The sequence below is a fragment of the Pseudomonas fitomaticsae genome (assembly GCF_021018765.1).
Classification (GTDB): Bacteria; Pseudomonadota; Gammaproteobacteria; order Pseudomonadales; family Pseudomonadaceae; genus Aquipseudomonas; species Aquipseudomonas fitomaticsae.
This window is the reverse complement of sequence record NZ_CP075567.1, coordinates 3513408-3529099: the sequence shown is the minus strand read 5'-3', so window position 1 is coordinate 3529099 and position 15692 is coordinate 3513408. Positions and strand designations below refer to the sequence as shown.

17 protein-coding genes are annotated in these 15692 nt (G+C 61.1%); 7 read left to right on the top strand and 10 right to left on the bottom strand.

Translation table 11 applies throughout. The annotated features are described in order from the left end of the window. The first annotated feature begins 151 nt into the window (after nucleotides 1-151). Both KJY40_RS15770 and KJY40_RS15765 read left to right on the top strand, forming a co-directional pair. Entirely contained in the window at nucleotides 152-853 is a 702-nt protein-coding gene (locus KJY40_RS15770; RefSeq protein ID WP_230731067.1) for a response regulator transcription factor, read from the top strand. Between the two features lie 4 nt (nucleotides 854-857). Continuing rightward, nucleotides 858-2159 carry an ATP-binding protein gene (locus tag KJY40_RS15765; RefSeq protein WP_230731066.1) on the top strand — a complete coding sequence of 434 codons (1302 nt, stop codon included), beginning with the start codon at nucleotides 858-860 and terminating at the stop codon, nucleotides 2157-2159. Nucleotides 2160-2198: 39 nt separating this feature from the next. Here the strand turns inward: KJY40_RS15765 and pncA are convergent, their stop codons facing one another. From pncA to KJY40_RS15745, 4 genes are all read right to left on the bottom strand, one after another. Then, the gene (pncA, locus tag KJY40_RS15760; RefSeq protein ID WP_230731063.1) at nucleotides 2199-2825 is read right to left on the bottom strand and encodes a bifunctional nicotinamidase/pyrazinamidase; all 627 of its coding nucleotides are present in this window, start codon (nucleotides 2823-2825) and stop codon (nucleotides 2199-2201) included. 50 nt (nucleotides 2826-2875) lie between these two features. Continuing rightward, complete coding sequence (locus KJY40_RS15755; protein WP_230731062.1) at nucleotides 2876-3634, bottom strand: anti-sigma factor family protein; 759 nt, start codon at nucleotides 3632-3634, stop codon at nucleotides 2876-2878. Continuing rightward, nucleotides 3631-4092: a sigma-70 family RNA polymerase sigma factor gene (locus KJY40_RS15750; protein ID WP_230731061.1), complete on the bottom strand. Its 462-nt coding sequence runs from the start codon at nucleotides 4090-4092 to the stop codon at nucleotides 3631-3633. Before KJY40_RS15750 ends, KJY40_RS15755 begins: the two co-directional genes overlap by 4 nt. A gap of 86 nt (nucleotides 4093-4178) precedes the next feature. Then, nucleotides 4179-4712, bottom strand: coding sequence for a tetratricopeptide repeat protein (locus tag KJY40_RS15745; RefSeq protein ID WP_230731060.1), 534 nt, complete (start codon nucleotides 4710-4712; stop codon nucleotides 4179-4181). 158 nt (nucleotides 4713-4870) lie between these two features. On the opposite strand from KJY40_RS15745, the gene KJY40_RS15740 reads away from it, so the two are divergent. The 3 genes from KJY40_RS15740 to nudC all read left to right on the top strand — a co-directional run bounded on the left by KJY40_RS15740 (nucleotide 4871) and on the right by nudC (nucleotide 7376). Continuing rightward, nucleotides 4871-5644: a class I SAM-dependent methyltransferase gene (locus KJY40_RS15740; protein WP_230731059.1), complete on the top strand. Its 774-nt coding sequence runs from the start codon at nucleotides 4871-4873 to the stop codon at nucleotides 5642-5644. Between the two features lie 82 nt (nucleotides 5645-5726). Beyond that, on the top strand, nucleotides 5727-6539 hold the full coding sequence (locus tag KJY40_RS15735) for a crotonase/enoyl-CoA hydratase family protein (RefSeq protein WP_085709995.1): 813 nt from the start codon (nucleotides 5727-5729) through the stop codon (nucleotides 6537-6539). A 6-nt stretch (nucleotides 6540-6545) separates the two neighbouring features. Next, nucleotides 6546-7376: an NAD(+) diphosphatase gene (gene nudC / locus KJY40_RS15730; protein ID WP_230731058.1), complete on the top strand. Its 831-nt coding sequence runs from the start codon at nucleotides 6546-6548 to the stop codon at nucleotides 7374-7376. Here nudC and KJY40_RS15725 read toward each other — a convergent pair. After that, nucleotides 7344-8123, bottom strand: coding sequence for a TSUP family transporter (locus KJY40_RS15725; protein ID WP_230731057.1), 780 nt, complete (start codon nucleotides 8121-8123; stop codon nucleotides 7344-7346). The two genes, nudC and KJY40_RS15725, sit on opposite strands and share 33 nt — an antisense overlap. 258 nt (nucleotides 8124-8381) lie before the next feature. Here KJY40_RS15725 and sfnG point away from each other — a divergent pair, with 258 nt between their 5' ends. Continuing rightward, complete coding sequence (sfnG, locus tag KJY40_RS15720) at nucleotides 8382-9476, top strand: dimethylsulfone monooxygenase SfnG (protein WP_230731055.1); 1095 nt, start codon at nucleotides 8382-8384, stop codon at nucleotides 9474-9476. Nucleotides 9477-9515: 39 nt separating this feature from the next. Here sfnG and KJY40_RS15715 read toward each other — a convergent pair whose 3' ends face one another. Continuing rightward, nucleotides 9516-9995 (bottom strand): nuclear transport factor 2 family protein, encoded by a 480-nt coding sequence (locus KJY40_RS15715; RefSeq protein WP_230731053.1) that lies wholly within the window; start codon nucleotides 9993-9995, stop codon nucleotides 9516-9518. A gap of 53 nt (nucleotides 9996-10048) precedes the next feature. After that, entirely contained in the window at nucleotides 10049-10615 is a 567-nt protein-coding gene (locus KJY40_RS15710) for a TetR/AcrR family transcriptional regulator (RefSeq protein WP_007951264.1), read from the bottom strand. Nucleotides 10616-10820: 205 nt separating this feature from the next. Here KJY40_RS15710 and pssA point away from each other — a divergent pair, with 205 nt between their 5' ends. Beyond that, on the top strand, nucleotides 10821-12164 hold the full coding sequence (pssA, locus tag KJY40_RS15705; protein ID WP_230731051.1) for a CDP-diacylglycerol--serine O-phosphatidyltransferase: 1344 nt from the start codon (nucleotides 10821-10823) through the stop codon (nucleotides 12162-12164). A 161-nt stretch (nucleotides 12165-12325) separates the two neighbouring features. Here pssA and efeO (KJY40_RS15700) read toward each other — a convergent pair whose 3' ends face one another. The 3 genes from efeO (KJY40_RS15700) to efeO (KJY40_RS15690) are packed head-to-tail and all read right to left on the bottom strand — an operon-like array spanning nucleotide 12326 to nucleotide 15687. Beyond that, a complete protein-coding gene (gene efeO / locus KJY40_RS15700) occupies nucleotides 12326-13150 on the bottom strand; it encodes an iron uptake system protein EfeO (protein WP_230731049.1) in 825 nt (274 codons plus the stop codon). 21 nt (nucleotides 13151-13171) lie between these two features. After that, entirely contained in the window at nucleotides 13172-14470 is a 1299-nt protein-coding gene (gene efeB, locus KJY40_RS15695; protein ID WP_230731047.1) for an iron uptake transporter deferrochelatase/peroxidase subunit, read from the bottom strand. Nucleotides 14471-14487: 17 nt separating this feature from the next. Continuing rightward, entirely contained in the window at nucleotides 14488-15687 is a 1200-nt protein-coding gene (efeO, locus tag KJY40_RS15690) for an iron uptake system protein EfeO (RefSeq protein ID WP_230731045.1), read from the bottom strand. Nucleotides 15688-15692: the final 5 nt, after the last annotated feature.

Sequence of the window (15692 nt, the reverse complement as noted above, 5' to 3'; positions counted from 1 at the left end):
GGACAGTCGCCGAAGGTAGCGGTGAAGCTTTGTAGGCGCTGTGTGAAATTGTGTAAGGGTTTTGCTCAGGGACGAGTGAGGGCGTATATCCTTTAGGCCTTGAAATTTATTGCGACACAGCAGTCGCCACCGCCTGTTCTGGATCACCTCAATGCCCAACATTCTTCTGGTCGAAGACGACACCGCCCTCGCCGAACTGATTTCCAGCTACCTGGAGCGCAACGGTTACTCCGTCAGCGTGATCGGTCGTGGCGACCATGTGCGCGAACGGGCGCGGCTCAATCCGCCGGATCTGGTGATTCTCGACCTGATGCTGCCGGGACTGGATGGCTTGCAGGTCTGCCGCCTGCTGCGCGCCGACTCGGCAACGCTACCGATCCTGATGCTGACCGCCCGTGATGACAGTCACGATCAGGTTCTGGGTCTGGAAATGGGTGCCGACGATTACGTCACCAAACCCTGCGAGCCACGAGTCCTGCTGGCCCGGGTTCGCACCTTGCTGCGGCGCAGCAGTCTTGGCGAGCCGATGACCGCCAACGACCGGATCCTGATGGGCAATCTGTGCATCGACCTCTCCGAGCGCACGGTGACCTGGCGCGAACAACTGGTGGAGCTATCCAGCGGCGAATACAACCTGCTGGTGGTGCTGGCCCGTCACGCCGGTGAGGTGCTGAGCCGCGATCAGATCCTGCAACGCCTGCGCGGTATAGAGTTCAACGGCACCGACCGCTCGGTGGACGTGGCGATTTCCAAGCTGCGACGCAAGTTCGACGACCACGCGGGCGAGGCGCGCAAGATCAAGACCGTTTGGGGCAAGGGTTATCTGTTCAGCCGTTCCGAGTGGGAATGCTGAGTCGATGTTCAGAATCCTGTTTCGCCTCTATCTGGTGACGATCGTTTCCTACAGCGCGGCGATCTATCTGGTGCCGGATCTGGTGGTGATGGCGTTCAGGGATCGCTTCGTGACTTACAACCTCGACTATTCCCGTGGCCTGCAATCGCTGATCACCAAGCAGTTTCGCGCAGTGCCGCAGGATCAGTGGCCGGCGCTGGCGGCGTCGATGGACAAGGACTTTCAGCCGCTGCACATCGTGCTTGCCCGTATCGATGATCCCGGCTTCACCGACATCGAGAAAGAACGTCTGCGGCGCGGCGAAAACATGGTGCGGGTCGGCGACTGGGGCTGGCGCACGCTGGCGGTCACGCCGCTGAACGACGAAATGGCGGTGCAGATGGTGGTGCCGCCGGATCCGATGGACGTGAATCTGTTGTACTGGAGCATCAACGTGCTGATCGGCGCGAGTCTGCTGGCGTGCCTGTTGCTCTGGTTTCGCCCGCACTGGCGCGATCTGGAACGCCTCAAGGGCACGGCCGAGCGTTTCGGCAAAGGCCATTTGAGCGAGCGTACGCAGATTGGCTCGAACTCCAACATCGGCAGTCTGGCCAATGTATTCGACACCATGGCCGGTGATATCGAAAACCTGCTCAATCAGCAGCGTGATCTGCTCAACGCGGTGTCCCATGAACTGCGTACACCACTGACCCGACTGGACTTCGGCCTGGCGCTGGCGCTGTCCGATGACTTGCCGCAGGCCAGCCGCGAACGTCTGCAAGGGCTGGTCGCGCACATTCGTGAACTGGATGAACTGGTGCTGGAGTTGCTGTCCTACAGTCGTCTGCAGAATCCGGCGAAGTTGCCGGAGCAGGTCGAAGTGTCGCTGGACGAATTCATCGACAGCATTCTGGGCAGCGTCGACGAAGAACTGGAATCCCCGGAAATCGTCATCGATGTGCTGCTGCACAACCAACTGGAACGCTTCTCCCTCGACCCGCGCCTGACGGCCCGCGCGATTCAGAACCTGTTGCGCAACGCCATGCGTTACTGCGAAAAACGCATTCAGATCGGAGTGCAGGTTTGTCCAAAAGGCTGTGAGATCTGGGTGGATGATGACGGCATCGGCATTCCGGAAGACGAACGGGAGCGGATTTTCGAGCCGTTCTATCGACTGGATCGCAGCCGCGATCGGGCGACCGGCGGGTTTGGCCTGGGGCTGGCGATCAGCCGTCGTGCGCTGGAAGCGCAGGGCGGGACGTTGACGGTGGAAGGTTCGCCGTTGGGTGGGGCGCGGTTCAGGCTTTGGCTGCCTACACCGGTTTGATTCGATCGCTCCCGTGCATGGCGCGGGAGCGATCCGTGATCAGAGCAACTCAGTGGACTGGATCAACCCGACCCCGGCCACCTGCATCCGCTCGATCGCTGTCGCCAGCGAGCCGTTCAAATCTATCCCCCGGCACGCATCCAGCACCACAAAGGCATTGAACCCCGCCGCCCGCGCATCCAGCGCGGAGAACATCACGCAGAAATCCAGCGCCAGACCGACCATGTACACCGTGTCGATGCCGCGTTCCTTCAGATAACCGGCCAGCCCCGTGGTCGTGACGCGATCCGCTTCCAGAAACGCCGAATAGCTGTCGATGTCCGGGTTGCAGCCCTTGCGGATGATCAATTGCGCGTGGGGCAAATTCAGTCCCGAATGAAACTCGGCACCGCGTGAACCCTGAATGCAGTGATCCGGCCACAGCGTCTGCTCGCCATACGGCAGTTGAATCACGTCATAAGGCTGACGGCCTGGATGGCTGGAGGCAAACGAGGCATGCCCGGCCGGGTGCCAGTCCTGGGCGATGACCACTTGCTTGAACTGTTCGGCGAGACGGTTGATCAGCGGGACGATCCGGTCACCCTCGGGCACGGCCAACTGGCCGCCGGGAATGAAGTCGTTCTGCACGTCGATGACCAGCAGGGCTGTGCGTGGCGAAATCGGCATAAATCCATCCTTCTTGGAAAATCACCCGAGCAGCATAGTGACAAAACTCTTTAAACGTTCAGCCGGGTTTTAAACATTTTCGCCATGTCTTCCAGCTCGGAAGCCGGGTGATGGCCGATCAGCATCCAGGCGTGTTCACGTTCGGTCCAGTACACCACGTTCATCCCGTGCCGGCGTTCATGGGCCAGCGGCTGGCTGCCGCTGTTGGTGCGCGTGACGCACAGCGCCAACGGGCCGTGGGTGGCGTCGAGCCAGGTCATCTGGGCGATGGGCACGCCGTCATACTCGAGCAATTGCGCGCGTTTGAACTGCGCGCCGGGCAGTTTCAGTTTCGCCGGCGACAGGTTTACGCCCAGCCGCGCATCGACGGTTCGCAACTGCGCCAGTTGCGAGGCCTCGTCGGTAGGTAAATGCTCAAGAGTCTGCGGCACATACAGCGCCATGTAATCGCCCACCCGTTCGCGCCAGTTGTGCGATTGCTGTGTCTGCCAGGCCAGAAACAAGCGGTCCGCCGCGACACCTGCGAGCGCCACGCCCGCTGCTGCAGCGCCGATGAACCAGCGCCGGCTGAAACCGGGCTTCTGCGGTGACGGCGCGGCATCGAGCCGGGCCTGCAAACGGTCGAGCGGCGCCTGTTGGGCCAGTTCGTCGTAGGCAGCCTTGAATGGCAGGTTGCTGCGACTCAGCCATTGCACCCGTAGGCTCAGCAGCGGATCGTCGGCGATGAGGCTGTCGAGTTGGCTGCGCTGTTCGCGGTCCAGTTCATCGTCCAGATACGCCACCAGTTGCTCGTCGGAAGGCGCATTCATTGCCGGTCTCCTGCGGGGCTGTTCGGTACCGCTTGCAGCGGTGGGTATTCGGCCAGTTTCAGGCGCGCGGTGGCCAGCCGGCTCATGACCGTGCCGATCGGCACTTGCAGGATCTCGGCGACTTCGCGGTAGGACAGGCCTTCGACGTAGGCCAGATAAACCGTTTCGCGCTGGGTTTCCGGCAACGCATCGACCCGGCGGATCACCTGCGCTGTCATCACATGAGTCTGCGCGGCGTATTCACCATCGAACGTCAGCTGGCTTTCGGCATCCGCCACACCCTGGCCCTGGCGCACCCGGCGGGCGCGCACTTCATTGAGCCAGATCGAATGCAGAATGCTCAGAAGCCAGCGATCCATACGGGTGCCGGCCACGTACTGGCCCGAACGTTCGAGCGCCCGCACGCAGGTGGCTTGCACCAGATCCTCGGCCACGTGCCGATTGCGCGACAGCAGCATGCCGTAACGCCACAGGCGCGCCAGGTGTTGCCCGAGTTCGGCCCTGAAGGCCTGATCGCTGAAAATGTTCGCCTCCGCGTGTCGTGTCAGGTTTTCGATGAATCGTTGATGGCTTCGGCCAGGTCCTGGTATTCCTCGCAGGTCGTGCCGCAGATCTTCTGGATGTGCTGCAACTGCTCCTGCGCCAGATCGACGCGGCCCTTGATCACATAGGCTTCGCCCAGGTATTCGCGGACCTGCGCGTACTGCGGATCGAGTTTCACCGATTGCAGGTAATAACCGATGCCTTCGTCGGTACGTCCCAGTTTTCGAGTGGCGTAACCGCGATAGTTGAGGGCCTTGGCGGTGTTCGGATGTTCCAGCGTGTCGAGCAGGGCCAGGGCTTCTTCATAACGGCCGGCCTTGGCCAGACGGTAGGCGTAATCGGTCCGGTCGGCGTCGGGCACCAGGTGGCTGGTCTGCATCACGCACTTCTGCGTCCTGGTGTCGAACACCTGGCCTTTGGGGCAATTGGGTTTCTGCACCGGCGCCTCTTCATCGCCGTTGGCGAAGGCGAGGGGGCTCGCGAAAACGGCGGCCACCAGCAACGGGGCGGCGAACATAACGGAACGGATAGTCATGGGCAAGGCTCCACAGGGGGTCATGTTTCACTTTGAACACCGCAGGGTGAAAATTTATTCATTGCTTTGTCAGGCTTTGTTAAAGGAAAGCCTTTTTTCCGGCGCTATGCTCGTCAGCGTTCGTCGTCGATCTGCAGTTCTACCCTAGGAGTTTGGCCATGAAAGATCAGGTTCACCACTCGGCCGCCAGCGGTTACAAGACCGCTGCCGACACCTACGTCAAAGGCCGGCCCGACTATCCGCCGGCCGTCAGCGAATGGCTGACGGGCACACTGGGCCTCGATGGCCACAAGACCGTTATCGATCTCGGCGCCGGCACCGGCAAGTTCACCGGATGGCTGGTGGCGACCGGCGCCCAGGTGATTGCCGTGGAACCGGTGGTGCAGATGCTGGAAAAACTGTCGCTGGCCTGGCCGCAGGTGCTGGCCGTCAGCGGTACGGCGACGGATTTGCCGCTGCCCGATGCCTCGGTGGATGCGGTGGTGTGCGCACAGGCCTTTCACTGGTTTGCCAGCACCGAGGCGCTGGATGAAATCGCCCGTGTCCTCAAACCGGGCGGCAAGCTGGGCTTGATCTGGAACCTGCGCGACACCCGGATCGACTGGGTGCCCAGGCTGGACGCCATCGTCAACGCGCTGGAAGGCGACACGCCGCGCTTCTACACCGGCCAATGGCGCAAGGCCTTTCCCCACCCGGCGTTCGGGCCGTTGCAGGCCCAGCACTTTCAGCATGGCCATACCGGCTCGCCGGAAGATGTGATTTTCAACCGGGTGCGTTCCACCAGTTTCATTGCCGCGTTGAGTGACCAGCAGCGCGCGAAGATCGACGAGCAGATTGCTGAGCTGATTGCCGGTGAGCCGCAGTTGCGGGGCAGGGAAGTGGTGACGGTGCCTTACGAGACCGCCGCCTTCGTCGCGGTGAAGAACGGCTAGAGTCCCGCATTTGGCCGAACCGCCGTGCTGATGCCTTGTTATAGTTCGGGCCTCATTTTCAGACCGGTAAAGGATTTCTGCCATGACTCAATACACTGCCTTCAGCGTCGAACTGGCCGACAACATCGCCCATGTGCAGATCAACCGGCCGGAAAAGATCAACTCGATGAACGCCGCGTTCTGGAGCGAAATCGTCGAGGTGTTCCAGTGGATCGACGACACCGACGAAGTGCGGGTGGTGGTACTTAGCGGTGCCGGCAAACACTTCTCCTCGGGCATCGACTTGATGATGCTGGCCGGCGTCGCGAATGAACTGGGCAAGGACGTCGGCCGCAACGCGCGTCTGCTGCGCAAAAAGATCCTGACCCTGCAAGCCTCGTTCAATGCCGTCGATAATTGCCGCAAACCGGTGCTCGCGGCGATTCAGGGTTATTGCCTGGGTGGTGCCATTGACCTGATCGCGGCCTGCGACATGCGTTACGCAGCTGAAGACGCGCAGTTCTCTATTAAAGAAATCGATATCGGCATGGCTGCCGACGTTGGCACTTTGCAACGGTTGCCACGGATCATCGGTGACGGCATGCTGCGTGAGCTGGCTTATACCGGTCGTACCTTTGGCGCCGAAGAGGCGCGCAGCATCGGGCTGGTCAACCGCGTCTACAGCGACAAGGACAGCCTGATCGAAGGCGTGATGGACATTGCCCGGGACATCGCCGGCAAGTCGCCGATCGCGGTTACCGGCACCAAGGAAATGATCAGCTACATGCGCGACCATCGCATCGACGATGGTCTGGAGTACGTTGCCACCTGGAACGCCGCCATGTTGCAATCCACCGACTTGCGCGTGGCCATGGCCGCCCATATGAGCAAACAGAAACCCGAATTTCTGGATTGAGAAACCATGACATCTCGCTGGACCACTGCAGTACTGGACACCGATCAACCCGGCGGCTGGGCCGTGGCGCGCAGCCCCGAGGGCTTTCTGTTCGATGACAACGGCGTGCTGTTCCCCCGGGAATGGCTCAAACGCCAGGACTTGTCGATCCTCGCCGAGCACGGCATCGGTCACCTCGATGGCGAGCCGGTGTACCTGCTGGAATTGCGCAGCACCAGCGAGGTGCCGGGTTGTAACTGGAAAGGCCTGCGGGCGTTCATGCTCGATGGCGATCACACGATCTACAAAGTGCTGGGCTACGCCGCGCAGATCGGGACGTGGGCCCGTGAACACCGTTTCTGCGGCAACTGCGGTCAGCCCATGACCCAGGTGCCACGGGAGCGGGCGATGTATTGCCAGCCGTGCGATTTGCGCAGTTATCCGCGAATTTCACCAAGCATGATCGTGCTGGTGACTCGTGGCGATGAAGTGCTGCTGGCGCGCTCGCCGCGTTTCGTCACCGGGGTCTACAGCACGCTGGCCGGGTTTGCCGAACCGGGTGAGTCGGCTGAAGACTGTCTGATTCGCGAAGTGCGCGAGGAAGTGCAGATCGAGGTGAAGAACATCCAGTACATGGGCAGCCAGTGCTGGCCGTTCCCGCACTCGATGATGCTGGGTTTCCACGCCGAATATGCCGGTGGCGAGATTGTCTGTCAGGAAGACGAGATCGAAGACGCCCAGTGGTTCAACGTGCACGATCTCCCGCCGTTGCCGGCGTCCAAATCGATTGCCCGCTACCTGATCGACGTCTACGTGGCGCGGCGCTTAGGCCACGCTGAACCAGTGCTGCCAGGCTAGACGCACGGTCAACCCCAGCACCACGGTGATGAACACCGGACGAATGAACTTGGCGCCGCCGCTGATCGCGGTGCGCGCCCCGAAGAATGCGCCGACCATCACCGACAGGCCCATGCTCAGGCCGATGATCCAGTCCACCTGCCCGGAAAACACGAATACCGACAGTGCTGCAATGTTGCTGACGAAGTTCATGCTGCGCGCCACGCCGCTGGCCTTGACCAGATCGATCGGGTAGAGCAGCAGGCTGCTGACCGTCCAGAACGCCCCGGTGCCGGGGCCGGCCACGCCGTCGTAGAAACCGAGGCTGAAGCCCTGGGTCGATTGCCACTTCTTCTTGATCGGTGCATCGCTGTCCAGCGGCGCTTTCGGCGTGCCGCCAAACAACAGGTACAGGCCACAGGCGAAGACGATCACCGGCAGCATCTTGTTCAGCCATTCCGCCGGCAGATAGTGGGCGACGACGGCGCCGGTCAGCGCACCGATCAGCGTGCCGATGATGGCGTGCATCCACTGCTTGGGATGAAAAAGCTTGCGTCGGTAGAAGGTGAAACTGGCGGTGGCCGAACCGAAGGTCGAACTCAACTTGTTGGTGCCCAGCACCAGGTGCGGCGGCAGGCCGGCGGTGAGCAACGCAGGCGTGGTCAACAGACCGCCACCGCCGGCGATGGCGTCAATGAATCCGGCAATGAAGGCGACAAGGGCCAGAACGGCCAGGGTAGTGAGGTCAACGCTGAGTTCGAAAGGCATGGAATCGGCTTATTTCGGCAGGGCGCAGAACAGGGCTGCGGGGAGGGCAGTCATGTTACTCATTTCCAGGTGTTGCGGCGACCCATAAGGCCCGGCCACCGACGGCTCAACTGTTGCCCAGCCAACACGCACCCAACAAATCACCCTGCCACCATGCATTCCGTTTGCCTGGAACCCCAATAAAAACGGATTTCCCGCCGCTGGCACGCTTGCTGCTCTAGCTCACTCATCTTCATCAACTGTCCCGAGGACACGCCAATGAGTCAGCAAGCCGTGAAATTTGCCTACTGGGTGCCGAACGTCAGCGGTGGGCTGGTGGTCAGCAAGATCGAGCAACGCACCGACTGGGGCATCGAGTACAACCGCAAACTGGCACAACTCGCCGAGGCGGCGGGATTCGAATACGCCCTGACCCAGATCCGCTTCACCGCCGGCTACGGCGCCGAGTTTCAGCATGAGTCGGTTGCCTTCAGCCACGCGCTGCTCGCCGCCACCAGCAAACTCAAAGTCATCGCCGCCATCTTGCCCGGCCCGTGGCAACCGGCGCTGGCGGCCAAGCAACTGGCAACCATCGATCAACTCACCAATGGCCGGATCGCGGTGAATATCGTCAGTGGCTGGTTCAAGGGTGAATTCCAGGCCATTGGCGAGCACTGGCTGGAGCACGACGAGCGCTATCGTCGCTCGGAAGAGTTCATTCGTTCGCTGCGCGGCATCTGGAGTCAGGACAACTTCACCTTCCGTGGTGATTTCTATCGTTTCGACAACTACAGCCTCAAGCCGAAACCGCTGGGCCGCCCGGAAATTTTTCAGGGTGGCAGCTCCCGCGCCGCACGGGACATGGCGGCACGGGTGTCGGACTGGTATTTCACCAACGGCAACAGCGTCGAAGGCATCAAGGCTCAGGTCGATGACATTCGTGCCAAAGCGGCAGCGAACCAGCATTCTGTGAAAATCGGGGTGAATGCGTTTGTCATTGCTCGGGATACCGAAGAAGAAGCCAAAGCGGTGTTGGCACAGATCATCGATCAGGCGGATCCGGAAGCGGTGAATGCCTTTGGTGATGCGGCGAAACAGGCGGGCAGGGCGTCGCCGGAGGGCGAGGGCAACTGGGCCAAATCGACGTTTGAAGATCTGGTGCAGTACAACGATGGCTTCAAGACCAATCTGATCGGCACGCCGCAGCAGATTGCCGAGCGGATTGTGGCGCTGAAGGCGGTGGGAGTGGACCTGGTATTGACGGGGTTCCTGCACTTTCAGGAAGAGGTGGAGTATTTCGGCAAGCGAGTGTTGCCGTTGGTGCGGGAACTGGAAGCCAAAGCGCAATCGGTCCCGACTGCCGAAGTTGCCTGAGAATCCCTCCTGCATTTTGTGCAGGAGGGATCGGCTGAATTACAGACCGAGTTCCGACAGACCCGGATGATCATCCGGGCGGCGGCCCAGCGGCCAGTGGAACTTGCGTTCGCTTTCCTTGATCGGCATATCGTTGATGCAGGCGTAACGCTGGAACATCAGGCCGTTGTCATCGAACTCCCAGTTTTCGTTGCCGTAGGAGCGGAACCAGTTACCCGAATCGTCGTGCCATTCGTAGGCGTAGCGCACGGCGATGCGGGTGTCGGAGTACGCCCAGAGTTCCTTGATCAGGCGGTAATCCAGTTCCTTGGCCCATTTGCGAGTCAGGAAACCCTTGGCTTCTTCGCGGTTGTTGGCGAATTCAGCGCGGTTACGCCATTTGGTGTCCAGTGTGTAGGCCAGCGACACGCGGTGCGGGTCGCGGGAGTTCCAGCCATCTTCGGCCAGACGAACTTTTTCAATGGCCGATTCACGGTTGAACGGTGGCAATGGCGGACGAACTTCGGCTGCAGTAGACATGTTTGTCTCCCGATCTATTAACAGTTAAACAACTTGTCAGGCTTATTAAGGCGTTACAGGTCCAATAACTTTCGCGCCATGCATTGCGCATTATCGGCGGCACTGTGATCACCCATCACAAGCGCTACGGTAATGGCGCCGTCAATCAGGATCAGCAACTGCTTGGCCAACAGTTGCGGGTCCTCGGCTCCATGTTCGGTACACAGCTCGCACAGGTAGTCGAGCAATTTCTGTTTGTGGTCTTTGGCGACCAGGCGAACCGGATCCTCGGGATCGCCGGTCTCGCCGCTGGTGTTGATGAAGGCGCAGCCCCGGAAGCCTTCCGAGGCGAACCAGCCCTTGAGCACGGTAAACAGGTTGAGCAGACGATCGGCCGGGGTTTCGGCCTGATCGACGGCGCTTCTGTACCAATGCATCCAGCGCACGTCGCGGCGTTGAAGGGCGGCGACGGTCAACTCCTCCTTGTTGGCGAAGTAGCGGTAGATACTCTTTCTGGAAACGCCGGCGGTTTTCACCAGAAGATCCATGCCGGTGGCCGCGATGCCACTTTTGTAGATCAACTTTTCGGTGACATCCAGAATGATGTCTCGGGTCGTGTCGTTGCTTGTGATTTCGTTCATGTGGCTAACAGTAGAACGATCGTTCTCCTTGGTCAAGCACTTATTTTGAAATGGCTTTCGCGAGCAGGCTCGCTCCCACATTTGAAATGCGATTCAGGTGGGAACCAGGCGGCTGGCGATGAAGTCATTACAGACACTCACAAGACCCGAAGGAGTTGATGGTGTAAGCTCTCGGGTTCTTCGGATTCGACCCATTGCGAGCCCTATGCCGTTGCTTTTCAAACGCTCTCTGCTGCCCAAACTGCGCAGCTTTCCGCTGACCGCCGAGGCCGTGACGATCCTGCCCGGCGCCGCCGATTTCCGCCGTTGCCTGCTGGAGAAAATCGCCCAGGCGACGCAGCGCATCTACCTCGTCGCGCTTTATCTGCAAAACGATGAAGCCGGCCAGGAAATCCTCGATGCCTTGCACGCCGCCAAACTCAAGCGTCCCGAGCTTGAAATCGCGGTGGTCGTCGACTGGCTGCGGGCCCAGCGTGGCTTGATCGGCGCCGGCAAACAGCCGGGCAACTCGGCGTGGTATCAGGAAATGACCCGCACCCACCAGAGCGTGGTGCCGGTCTACGGTGTGCCAGTGCAGACCCGCGAGCTGTTCGGCGTGCTGCACCTCAAAGGCTTCGTGATCGACGATTGCGTGGTCTACAGCGGTGCGAGCCTGAACAACGTCTACCTGCACAAATTCGACAAATACCGTTTCGACCGTTATCACGTGCTGCAAAGCCGCGAACTGGCGGACTCGATGCACCATCTGGTCAAGCACGGCCTGATCGAATCGAAAGCGGTGCATCGCCTCGACCTGCCGAACCTGCCGACCACCCGCAGCCTGCGCAACGACATTGGCGACCTGCGCAGCCGCCTCAAATATGCGGCCTACGACACCAGTGCCGGCAGCACGGCGCGCACAGGCCTGTCAGTCAGTCCGTTGCTCGGCGTGGGCAAGAACAACCCGCTGAACCGGGTGATTCTGGAGCTGATCGCCAGCGCGCAGAAGCAACTGACCATCTGCACGCCGTACTTCAACCTGCCGCTGGGGGTGATCCGCGAGATCAACCGGGCGTTGGCGCGCGGCGTGAAGATCGACATCGTGGTCGGCGACAAAACTGCCAACGACTTCTACATCCCGCCGAGCGAGCCGTTCAAGGTGATCGCGGCGCTGCCGTATCTCTACGAGATCAGCCTGCGCCGGTTCGCCAAGCGGCATCAACGCAACATCGACAGCGGCCAGTTGAACCTGCACCTGTGGCGTGAAGGCGACAACAGCTACCACCTCAAGGGCATGTGGATCGACCAGCGCTACACGCTGCTGACCGGCAACAACCTCAACCCACGGGCGTTTCGGCTCGATCTGGAAAACGCCTTGCTGATCGATGACCCGAAAGGCGAGTGGCTGGAACCGCGTCGCGTGGAGCTGGAGAACATCTTCGTTCACACCACGCGGATCGCACGTTTCCAGGACCTGGAAGCCTTGCCGGATTACCCGGCGGGCGTGGCCAAGTTCCTCAAGCGTGTGAGCCGGGTGCGGGTCGAGCGGTTGCTCTATCGCATTCTCTAGTATCCGAAATCTTTAGCGCGGCCTAAGACGCCATCGCGGGCAAGTCGAAACGTCGCACCGCCGCTCCCACAGGTTTTGCGCCGTTCACGAAGTCGTGATCCGGCACATACCTTGTGGGAGCGGGCTTGCCCGCGATGAGGCACTACAGAGCGCTATAGAACTCAGTTCAGGCCCAATTTTCCACGCAATGTGGAAAGGTCTTCGGCCAGGGTATTGACCGGGCCGACCAGCGCCTTGCGGTCGTTGTCCTTCACCTTGTCGTAAGTCTCGAAACCACCGTCCTTGGTTTTGTACTTGGCCAGGATCTTGTCCACGGTGGCGAAGTTCTTGTCGACTTTGGCGACGAAAGCCTTGTCCTGCTTCTCGATCTGCGGACGGAACAGGTCGACGATTTTCTTCGCGCCGTCGATGTTGCCCTGGAAGTCGTAGAGGTCGGTGTGGCTGTAGCGGTCTTCTTCACCGGAGATCTTGGTCGCGGCGACTTCTTCGAGCAGCGCAGCGGCGCCGCCGACGACTTTTTCCGGCGGGAAGGTCAGACCGGCGACGCGGGTCTGCAGGTCTTTCACGTCCTTGTTCAGGCCGTCCGCCAGGGCGTCCAGATTCTTGGTGCTCTTTTCCGAGAACAGCGAGTATTCGATGCGGTGGAAACCGGTGAAGTCTTCGGCTTTCACGCCTTGCTCGTGGTCGTCGACGCGGGAGTCGATGGAGGCATCGAGGTCACTGAACAGCTCGGCGATCGGCTCGATCGACTCGTAATAGACGCGGGTCGGCGCGTAGAGCTTCTGCGCGGTGGCCAGGTCGCCTTTTTTCACGGCGTCGGTGAACTGCTGAGTGTGGCTTGCCAGTTCATCCAGTTGTTCGGTGACGTAGATCTTGTAGTCTGACACCGGCCCCACCAGATCCAGAGGCGCGGTCGCGGCGAGCGCCGACAGTGGGGTGTTGAGCAAACCAAGGGTCAGCAATAACGCAAGTGGCGTCTTTTTCATGGGGGCGGCTCCTGTTGAATGCTATGCAGTTGTTTTTGGTTGGGTAGCGTTGAGCAGCGAGCGACCGATGAAATCCTTGTCGCCCGTGACACCCGGCAGGGTGAAGAAGTAACCGCCGCCGACCGGCTTGAGGTATTCCTCCAGCGGCTCGCCGTTGAGGCGGGTCTGCACGGTGATGAAGCCTTTTTCCAGGTCGGCCTGGTAACAGATGAACAGCAGGCCCATGTCGAGCTGGCCGTTCTTGTTCACGCCGTTGGAGTAGTTGAACGGCCGGCGCAGGATCAGGTTGGCCTGGCTCGCGGCGGTGCGCGGGTTGGCCAGGCGAATGTGTGCGTCGAGCTTGGTCAGCTTGCCTTCCGGGTCCTTGCTGTAATCCGGGACTTCGGTTTCATGGCTGGCGCCCATCGGCGCGCCGGTGGTTTTGACCCGGCCGATGATGCTTTCCTGTTCCTGCAACGGCGTGCGGTCCCAGCGTTCGACGAAATTGCGGATGATCCGCACTGCCTGATAACTGCCGTGGGCCGCCCAGGCCGGTTCGTCACTGCCCGGTTGCACCCAGACGATACGGTCCATGGCCTTGCCGTCGTTGGAATCCGGGTTGGCCGAGCCGTCGCGGAACCCCAGAAAGTTGCGCGCCGATTGCGCCGGCACGCCGGGTTTGGTCGGGGCTTGCGGCGGCACGCTGCCTTCCTGTTTCCAGCGCACCAGCAGCAGGTCCGGCAGGTTCTTCACGATGTCGCGCAGGGCGTGGATGTTGGTGTCGGCGGTGTTGGAACAGAACTGCAGGCTCAGGTCGCCGTGGCAGCAATCGGCTTCCAGCGCGTCGTTGGGAAAACCGACCATGCGGATCAGGCGCTTGGGTTTGGCGGACGCGAGGCCGAAACGCTCGTCGAACAGCGATTCGCCCACCGACACGGTGATGGTCAGGTTGTCCGGCGTCACCACCGGACCGAGGATGCCGGAATCCGGCGGCGGCAACTTCGGATCGATCTGCGCCACCGGGCCACCCTTCATCAGGAATGCGATGCGCTCGTTGAGGGTGCGGAACAAACGCTCAAGGTCTTCACGGTCGCTGGCCAGTACATCGAACGACACCAGCATGCCGGCTGCCGGGCGCGGGGTGACGATGCCGCTCTGGTGTACGCCGTGAAAATCGTGATGATCCTGGGTCTTGTCGCTGCTCGGTGCTTCGGTGACTTGTGCAGGCGCAGCGGCCATGGCCGGGCAGCTCAGGGCGGTGCCGGCCAGAGCGACGCCGGCGGCGCCCATGCCCATCAGTACGCGACGGCGTTGCAGGTTGAAGTGTTCGGAATCGTTCATCGGTAATCGTCTTCTACTTACAGGCCGGAGAGGCCGAGGGCGGGATCGATGCCGTCGAGAGCGTCGGCCAGGGCCTTGGCCTTGTCGGCGATCTGTTTGCGTTGTTCACCGTTGACGGTGTCGTAACTGGCGTAGCCGTCCTTGACCTTGAAACCGTTCAGGGTGTTGTCGAAGTCAGTCAGCGCGCTGTCGATTTTCGGCAGCAGGTCGGCGGCGGATTTCGTCAGCAGCGGTCGCAGCAGTTCGACGACTTTGTGCGCGGTCTCCAGGTTCGCCGCGAAGCCATTGAGGTCGCCGTGGCTGTAGCGTTCCTCTTCGCCGCTGGCGGCGCGCACGTCGGCCAGGGTGTTGAGGTTGCGCACGAGGATTTCCACCAGTTGCTCCGGCGGCAGCGACTGGGCCAGCAGCTGTTGTTTTAGTGTGGTGACGTTGTCGAGCAAGCCTTGGGCAATCGGTGTCAGGCCATCGAGTTTGCGTTGCTGGAACAGCGCGTATTCGAGGCGGTGGAAGCCGACGAAGGCCGGATCCTGCTCGCGTTTTTCGAAGTAATCGGCGCGGGCGTTGATGCTGTTGTCCAGTTCGGCCAGGCGTTGTGCGGCAGGGGCCAGACGCTGATACGCGGCGCGGGCTGGCGAATACAACGCCTGGGCCTGGGCCAGATCGCCGCTGTCGATGGCTTGATTCAGCGCCGTCACGGCTTTGATCAGCGCGCTGCCCTGGCTCGCCAGGTAGACGCGGAACTCCGACAGCGGCCCGACAAAGGCAACCATCGACGGCTTGGCCTTGGCGGCGGCATCCGAAGCAGCGGTCGGCGTCACGTGCAGGGTGCCGCGCGGGTTGCTCAGCAGCCCGCAAGTGATGGCGTAGTCACCGGGTTGCAGGTTGGCGTTGATCACCTGGCTCAGGCCCGGCGCAATGTTCTCGCGCTCTTCGATCACCAGCACGCCGTCGAGGATTTCCCATTCCACCGCCCGGTCGGAACGGTTGACGATGCGGAAACTGGCCCGGCCGGCCGGCACCGTCAGGGCGTTCGGCTCGCAACTGTGCGGATGAATGTTCACCACCACTTCGTCATGGTTGTGCTGACGTTTGGCGGCGGCCATTTTCGAGGCGTAGTAGAACAGGCCACCGGCGGCGATCATCACGACCACTGAACCGGCCACCGCCCAGCGCAAGGCGCGGGGAGGCGAGGCCTGAGGAGTATTAGGCTTTGACATGAAGG

Bases quoted from the DNA above. Each gene is read 5' to 3' on its own strand.
- KJY40_RS15740 (WP_230731059.1), top strand. From the start codon at position 4,871: ATGAAAGATCAGGTTCACCACTCGGCCGCCAGCGGTTACAAGACCGCT.
- KJY40_RS15735 (WP_085709995.1), top strand. From the start codon at position 5,727: ATGACTCAATACACTGCCTTCAGCGTCGAACTGGCCGACAACATCGCC.
- nudC (WP_230731058.1), top strand. From the start codon at position 6,546: ATGACATCTCGCTGGACCACTGCAGTACTGGACACCGATCAACCCGGC.
- KJY40_RS15765 (WP_230731066.1), top strand. From the start codon at position 858: ATGTTCAGAATCCTGTTTCGCCTCTATCTGGTGACGATCGTTTCCTAC.
- KJY40_RS15770 (WP_230731067.1), top strand. From the start codon at position 152: ATGCCCAACATTCTTCTGGTCGAAGACGACACCGCCCTCGCCGAACTG.
- KJY40_RS15725 (WP_230731057.1), bottom strand. From the start codon at position 8,123: ATGCCTTTCGAACTCAGCGTTGACCTCACTACCCTGGCCGTTCTGGCC.
- KJY40_RS15755 (WP_230731062.1), bottom strand. From the start codon at position 3,634: ATGAATGCGCCTTCCGACGAGCAACTGGTGGCGTATCTGGACGATGAA.
- efeO (WP_230731049.1), bottom strand. From the start codon at position 13,150: ATGAAAAAGACGCCACTTGCGTTATTGCTGACCCTTGGTTTGCTCAAC.
- efeB (WP_230731047.1), bottom strand. From the start codon at position 14,470: ATGAACGATTCCGAACACTTCAACCTGCAACGCCGTCGCGTACTGATG.
- pncA (WP_230731063.1), bottom strand. From the start codon at position 2,825: ATGCCGATTTCGCCACGCACAGCCCTGCTGGTCATCGACGTGCAGAAC.
- efeO (WP_230731045.1), bottom strand. From the start codon at position 15,687: ATGTCAAAGCCTAATACTCCTCAGGCCTCGCCTCCCCGCGCCTTGCGC.
- sfnG (WP_230731055.1), top strand. From the start codon at position 8,382: ATGAGTCAGCAAGCCGTGAAATTTGCCTACTGGGTGCCGAACGTCAGC.
- KJY40_RS15750 (WP_230731061.1), bottom strand. From the start codon at position 4,092: ATGCTGCTGTCGCGCAATCGGCACGTGGCCGAGGATCTGGTGCAAGCC.
- pssA (WP_230731051.1), top strand. From the start codon at position 10,821: ATGCCGTTGCTTTTCAAACGCTCTCTGCTGCCCAAACTGCGCAGCTTT.
- KJY40_RS15715 (WP_230731053.1), bottom strand. From the start codon at position 9,995: ATGTCTACTGCAGCCGAAGTTCGTCCGCCATTGCCACCGTTCAACCGT.
- KJY40_RS15745 (WP_230731060.1), bottom strand. From the start codon at position 4,712: ATGACTATCCGTTCCGTTATGTTCGCCGCCCCGTTGCTGGTGGCCGCC.
- KJY40_RS15710 (WP_007951264.1), bottom strand. From the start codon at position 10,615: ATGAACGAAATCACAAGCAACGACACGACCCGAGACATCATTCTGGAT.